The sequence below is a fragment of the Tessaracoccus bendigoensis DSM 12906 genome, assembly GCF_900141915.1.
Taxonomy (GTDB): domain Bacteria; phylum Actinomycetota; class Actinomycetes; order Propionibacteriales; family Propionibacteriaceae; genus Arachnia; species Arachnia bendigoensis.
In genome coordinates, this window is record NZ_FQZG01000054.1 from 24,146 (window position 1) to 30,145 (window position 6,000).

Below are 6,000 nucleotides of genomic sequence, written 5' to 3' on the forward strand. Positions count from 1 at the left end.
GGTCGTGGACACCAGCGATTTGTGGCCCATACCAGCAGTATCGCTGGACACCTGCCGTATCCCGCTGGTGACGAGCCCTTCCACAGGTATCGACGGCGGATCGCTGGTGACGAGCCCTACCGCAGGTGTCGACGACATATCCCTGGTGACGACGGTGGATCGCTGGTCGAGCCTTCCCGCTGGTGTCGTGGCGGCGATGGACTCAGGACTCCTGTCAGCCGAATCGAGTGGTGCCCGCCGTGCCGTGAAGGTGAGCCTCCGACGAGTCCCACCAATAGGCGCGGTCCCACCAAACGAGTAACCGGAAGAAACTACGGAACCCCTGGTTGGAACGGTTTTTCGTTCTAACCAGGGGTTCCGATTTGTGCGCGCGAGAGGAGTTGAACCTCCACGCCCTTGCGGGCACTGGCACCTGAAGCCAGCGCGTCTGCCATTCCGCCACGCGCGCATCCGGGCCTTGCGACCCGACGCCAAACACTAGCACCCGTCCGGCTCCGGGCACAAAACCGACCGTCCGCCGGCCGGGCTACCCATGATGGGAGGATTGCCGAATGGCACCACCTGGGCGCCAAACTCGAAGTTCGGAGCCCCGACGACTTCACCCGCTGGCTGGGCGCGACGCCCTCGCCTCACCCGCTCTTCACCGTGGTCGACGGCGGCGTCGAGCCATGGGAGCGCGCCAGCTTCGACGGCCACCAGATCGCCGGGCCGATGTCGTAGGCGAGCGCCGGGACCAGCAGCGACCGGACGACGAAGGTGTCGAGCAGCACCCCGAACGAGACTATGAACGCGATCTGGACGAGGAACAGGATCGGGATGACGGCGAGCGCCGCGAACGTGGCCGCCAGCACCAGCCCGGCGGACGTGATCACCCCTCCGGTCACCGTCAGCCCGGCGATGATCCCCTGACGGGTGCCGCGCGCCAGCGACTCCTCCCGCACCCTCGTCATCAGGAAGATGTTGTAGTCGATCCCGAGCGCCACCAGGAACACGAAGCCGAAAAGCGGCACGGCCGGGTCGGCGCCCGGGAACTTGAACACGTGGTTGAACACCAGGGCCGAGACGCCGAGCGCGGTCCCGAAGGAGAGCACCGTCGTCGCGATCAACAGCACCGGCGCCAGGATCGAGCGAAGCAGGAGGGTGAGGATCACCAGAATCACCAGGAGGACCACCGGGATGATGACGTTGCGGTCCCTGATGGACGCGTCGTTGGTGTCGACGGAGGTGGCGGTCACTCCCCCGACCAGCGCCCCTGGGGCGGCGGCGGCCAGCTCGTCGCGCAGGCCCCTTACCGTCTCGGCAGCCTGGTCGGAATCGGCCGCTGAAGAGAGGGTGGCCTCCAGCATGACTTTCCCGTCGACGACGGTCGGGGCGGGGGCGGGCGTGCCGGGCGGCCCGTAGGCGACGACCCCGTCCGCGGTCACCGCGGCCGAGCCGCTCGGAGAGTCGGCGGCCACGACCGATACGCTGGCGACACCGTCGTGGCCAAGCAGGAGGTCGACCGCGTCCTGCAGTCGGTCCTCTTCCACCACGATCAGCGCCGGGCTGCCTGAGCCGCCGGGGAAGTGTTCACCGAGCAGTACCTGCCCGTCGCGGGCCTGCGAAGTGCCCCTGACCAGGTCGGATTGGGGCACCCCAACGGCATTGAGCTGCCCGACCCCGACGGCGCCGACGGCCAGCACCAGCAGCGTGCCGACCCAGATTGGCCTGGCGCGGCGCTTGACCTGGTTTCCCAGCCAGGCGATGGACCCGGTCTTGCGGAGCCCGTGCTCCGAGGCGACCACCTCGGGCTCGTACCTTGGGCGCCTCGGCCAGAACGCGGCCCGACCGAGGAGCAGCAACATCGACGGCAGCAGCGTCAGCGCCGAAGCCATGGCGAAGACGATGCCGATGGCGGCCACCGGGCCAAGCGTGCTGTTGGATTTGAGATCGCTGAGGAGGAGGCAGAGGAGCCCTGCAATGACGGTGCCACCGGAGGCGATGATGGGCTCGAACGAGCCCCGGAGCGCACCGACGGTCGCCCGCCAGGTGTCCCGTTCGCTGCGCAACTGTTCCCGGAACCGGGCCACGTACAGCAGCGAGTAGTCGGTCGCCGCGCCGATGACGAGGATGAACAAGATTCCCTGCGTCTGGCCGCTCAACAGCAGCACCCCCGCCTTGGCCAACCAGAAGACGCTCAGCAGTGCAACGCACAGCGCGAAGAGGCTGGTCGCCAGCACGACGATGGGCAGCAGGGCGGAGCGGTAGACCGCGACGAGGATGACGAAAACGGCGAGCAGGGCGACCCCGAGCAGCAGCCCGTCGATGCCGGAGAACGCCTCAACGAGGTCGGCGGCGAAACCTGCCGGGCCGGTGACGTGAGCCGAGATTCCATCGGGCAGTTCGTGGAGCTTGCCCTCCAGGTCCGCGACGACCTGGCCCAGCTCCGCGTCGGAGTCGATGGGCACGAAGGCCTGCGCCGCCAGCCCATCCTCGGAGGCGATGGCGGGCGAGATTCCCTCGGAGACGCCTGGGGTGTCCTCGACCTCGGCCAGCACGTCGGAGATCGCCGCCAGTTCCGATTCATTGAGCGGCTGCTCGGAGGTGAAAAGAACGATCGCCGGGATGGCGTCGGACTGCCGGAAATCGCCAAGCATCTCCTGCACCTGGGTCGCGTCGGCGGAGCTTGGGAGGTAGTTGCCCTGCTCGTTGGAGGACACCTCGTCAATCCGGCCAAAGACCGGCCCACCGAAGGCCGCCCCAGCTAGCCACACCAGGATCAGCGCTGCGGGCAACAGGACGCGGGGCCAACGCGGGTACCTGCGATGCCTCGGTCGGCTCGTCTGGGTCGTGTTCAATGAGGCCTCCGTGCAGGCAGTCCGACAAGTGTCGCTAGTTATCCTAGCAATACACTAGGTTGAAGGATAGCCCGATGCTAGAGTCTTCCCATGATCCCCGACCCGGAGTCGGGAGGCATCAACGAGAGCCTCTACGACGTCCAATTCAGCGACCCAGACGGCGTGCTGGTGGATCGGTCGTCCGCATCGCCTGCCGATCTCGCGCAGGTGACCCGGATCATGACGGCCCTGGTCGCTCTCCGCGACGCCGAGGAGAGCCTCGCCGAGGCGTCGTCGAGATACATGTTGCTGAACCGGACCGACATGCGAGCTCTCCATTTCCTCATCGTCAGCCAGAATCTGGACGAGCCCGTCACCCCGGGTGCCCTCGCCTCACATCTCGGCATCTCCACGGCGTCCACCACGAAACTTCTCGATCGGCTGGAACGCGGCGGGCATGTCGTCCGGGAGCCGCACCCGACGGATCGTCGCGCGCTGATCATCCGCATCACGCCCGAAACCCGTGCCGCCGCGATGGAGACCGTGGGGCGTCAGCAGGCCAGGCGGTTCAACGCCGCGGCGCGACTCTCGCCGGGCGACAGGGAAGTGGTGATCGGCTTTCTGGAGGACATGGCGAAGGAGTTGTCCGTCGAGGGCATCTCCTGGGCCGATCCGGGGTGACGCGGGGTCGTGTCGCTGTCACACACCCATTGACTTCAGGGAAGTCGCTGGATGCCTTTGAGCTCGGCGAACCGGTCCAGATCGCGCTTGAAGTCGGCGAGCGTGGCCAACGTGTACAGGCCGTCGATATCGCCGGTCTCCCACAGCGACCAAATACGCTTCAGGTCTGCCAAGCGACCCTTCCAACCGATGCCGTCCACGACGGCCAATGCCACTTGACCCCCCGTACGGGCATCTGCCATCTCCACGATCTCTCGCACAGCGTCAGACAGCTTCGATCCGGTGGAATCGAAACCTTTGGCCGCAACCGCGATCATGCAGCCCCTGCCAGCCGTGGGGACCGCTAGATCCGCAGGAGCTGTCCTCCCATTACGACCCACGAAACGAGCCCGAGGAGCGTAGGGCAACTTGAGAGATCCGGCGATCTTCTCCAGCTCATCCTCAATGCTGCGACCAGCCCGTCCGGCCGTAGCCGCTGTTGTTCGCGTTCCTGCGCGGGCAACCAACAGATCGGCAAAGTCGTAGACAGCGCCCCGCTGCATGCTCAGGAGGCGGACGACGTCAAACTCCCGATCCAACTTATCCACGAACCTCACCGGTTCCTCCAACGCAGCCTTCGCCTAACTGGCGGTGTTGAACCAGTGCCGGAGGAGATTCTTCAACTTTTCGCGGCTCACCCCTACGGCCAGCGCCAAGACATAGCTTTGAGCGGGGCTGGCGAGCACCCAGGCGGCAAGAGACTCGACGGAGACTTGCTCCAGAGCCTGCAGAGACGCCACAGCCTCCCGGATATCCTCGGCCGCAGGGGTCACCACCGTGGGGTCGGGCATCGCCGTGAGTCGCCCCAACGACGACACGTGCTCCTCAAACGGCATAACGGGCATGCGCTCAGTATTCCAAGCGCCAGATTTATCAGGGTGCGATCAGCACGTATTCGGTCGCCTCACGCCTCGCAGCGTTGCGATGAGTCCCGAAATGGTACCGATGTTGGAGGTCGATGATCTCGGGCGCCGAGCCCTTCACATCTCGCAGCATGGCCATCAGCGTATCAACGGACGGGACGGCGTTCGACCCGTAAGACAGCACGATGGTGGAACCGCTGAACCTCTCAAACAGCGCCGCCAGAGCAGCCTCAATAGTCCTCTTTGACCCAAACGCCGTAGGTCGCTTCGGCAACTTCCTGGTCAAGGTGTCGTGCATGACCGACGCGGTTCCATGCTCCCAGTAGTCAGACAATCCCTCCAAGAACCAGTACCGCTTCAAATAGTCGTTGTCATCATTCGGTGGCGCATATGGAGGATCCAGGTAAACGAGGTCGGTAGACGGGGTAGCTTCGACGGCCTCTCCTCGGAATGATTGGCACCGTTGCCCTTCAAAAACGGCATCGTTCCAGGCCTGCACGCAGCCCACGAAGTGCTCATTGAGGGGCTTGTGCAACGAATCGCGTCCGTCATCGTATCGAAGACCTGTCACCGTAAAGACGCCTCTCGGCTGCTTACGTGCGGCCGCGAGCACGAGCGCTGCTATGGCAAGATCGCGCTTTTCCCCTTGTAGACGATCGATCCGCGACCAAGCCGAGTCCAGGAAGAGCTGGTCTTCCGGAGTGAAGAATCGACCACGGTAGGTGCGACTAATGAAGTCTCGGCCATCCAGATTGCCGCCCTCAGCTATGCTTCGAACCTCGTCTTTCGAGAGCCGTTGTCGTTGATTGACACATGCGGCCTTGGTCAGGGTCACGGGGAAGTTGAGATAGTCGCGAGAAGTGACCTCGAACCCTTGGGCCTTCAAGAGGTAAGACACGACACCGGACCCTGCGAAGGGATCGAGCGCGGTGCTGCCTCCCACCTCCTCAAATACCTTTGCCAAGGTTGGGAGCAGCCGATACTTGGACCCCATGTACCTCAGGCGCGGGTACCGCTGAGCCTGGGCCAACGCCGTCACCGGCACCTCCAGCAAGGGCAACTGCTGCGATGACATGGATGGTCTCCTATCTTCTTCCCGCAAACTTAGCCCACGCCCCTGACAACTCATCCCTAGTCATTGGTGTGTGGACCGTACCCGGTTTGGTGGATAGTTGGCAGGGCTGCCCTGTGGGAAGGGGAGCAGTAGCATGGGGTCGACTCGTAGGAGTTTCACCGATGAATACAAGAAAGCAGCAGTCGCCTTCGTGTTGGACGAGGGGCGACAGATCAAGGAAGTGGCACGCAATGTCGGCGTGCACGAGATGACTTTGGGGAAATGGGTGAAGAAGGAACGGGAAATACGGGAGGCTTCGACGGAGCCAGATGCAGTCTTGAGTGAGTCGGAGCGGGCGGAGTTGATTCGGTTGCGGAACGAGGTCAAGACGCTCAAGTCGGAGCGAGCCCAGTTGGAGATGCAGGTGAGTTTCGCAAAAAAAGTGGCGACCTGGTTCGCGAAAGACCAGCAGTGAGGTTTGCTGCTATCGCGGACTGGGCGGCCACTGGCGATTTCCCTGTCGCGTTCATGTGTGACCAGCTGGATG

Annotated in this window: 6 protein-coding genes and 1 tRNA gene; 2 read left to right on the plus strand and 5 right to left on the minus strand. The window is 64.1% G+C overall.

What is annotated here, in order from left to right; all coding sequences use genetic code 11:
* Positions 1 to 365: 365 nt before the first annotated feature.
* Together BUC15_RS13365 and BUC15_RS13370 are read right to left on the minus strand one after the other, a co-directional pair.
* Positions 366 to 448: transfer RNA gene (locus BUC15_RS13365), tRNA-Leu, on the minus strand.
* Between the two features lie 181 nt (positions 449 to 629).
* Positions 630 to 2,837 (minus strand): MMPL family transporter, encoded by a 2,208-nt coding sequence (locus BUC15_RS13370; RefSeq protein ID WP_073189129.1) that lies wholly within the window; start codon positions 2,835 to 2,837, stop codon positions 630 to 632.
* A gap of 90 nt (positions 2,838 to 2,927) precedes the next feature.
* On the opposite strand from BUC15_RS13370, the gene BUC15_RS13375 reads away from it, so the two are divergent.
* Positions 2,928 to 3,497, plus strand: a complete 570-nt coding sequence (locus BUC15_RS13375; RefSeq protein ID WP_073189131.1) for a MarR family winged helix-turn-helix transcriptional regulator — start codon at positions 2,928 to 2,930, stop codon at positions 3,495 to 3,497.
* A gap of 35 nt (positions 3,498 to 3,532) precedes the next feature.
* Here BUC15_RS13375 and BUC15_RS20505 read toward each other — a convergent pair whose 3' ends face one another.
* The 3 genes from BUC15_RS20505 to BUC15_RS13385 form a co-directional block, all read right to left on the minus strand.
* Entirely contained in the window at positions 3,533 to 3,814 is a 282-nt protein-coding gene (locus tag BUC15_RS20505; RefSeq protein WP_217652243.1) for a hypothetical protein, read from the minus strand.
* A gap of 303 nt (positions 3,815 to 4,117) precedes the next feature.
* Positions 4,118 to 4,381, minus strand: a complete 264-nt coding sequence (locus BUC15_RS20510; protein ID WP_217652244.1) for a hypothetical protein — start codon at positions 4,379 to 4,381, stop codon at positions 4,118 to 4,120.
* Positions 4,382 to 4,409: 28 nt separating this feature from the next.
* Positions 4,410 to 5,474 (minus strand): DNA adenine methylase, encoded by a 1,065-nt coding sequence (locus BUC15_RS13385; protein ID WP_217652245.1) that lies wholly within the window; start codon positions 5,472 to 5,474, stop codon positions 4,410 to 4,412.
* A 133-nt stretch (positions 5,475 to 5,607) separates the two neighbouring features.
* Here BUC15_RS13385 and BUC15_RS13390 point away from each other — a divergent pair, with 133 nt between their 5' ends.
* Positions 5,608 to 5,928, plus strand: a complete 321-nt coding sequence (locus BUC15_RS13390; RefSeq protein WP_073189133.1) for a transposase — start codon at positions 5,608 to 5,610, stop codon at positions 5,926 to 5,928.
* The last annotated feature ends 72 nt before the right edge of the window (positions 5,929 to 6,000 follow it).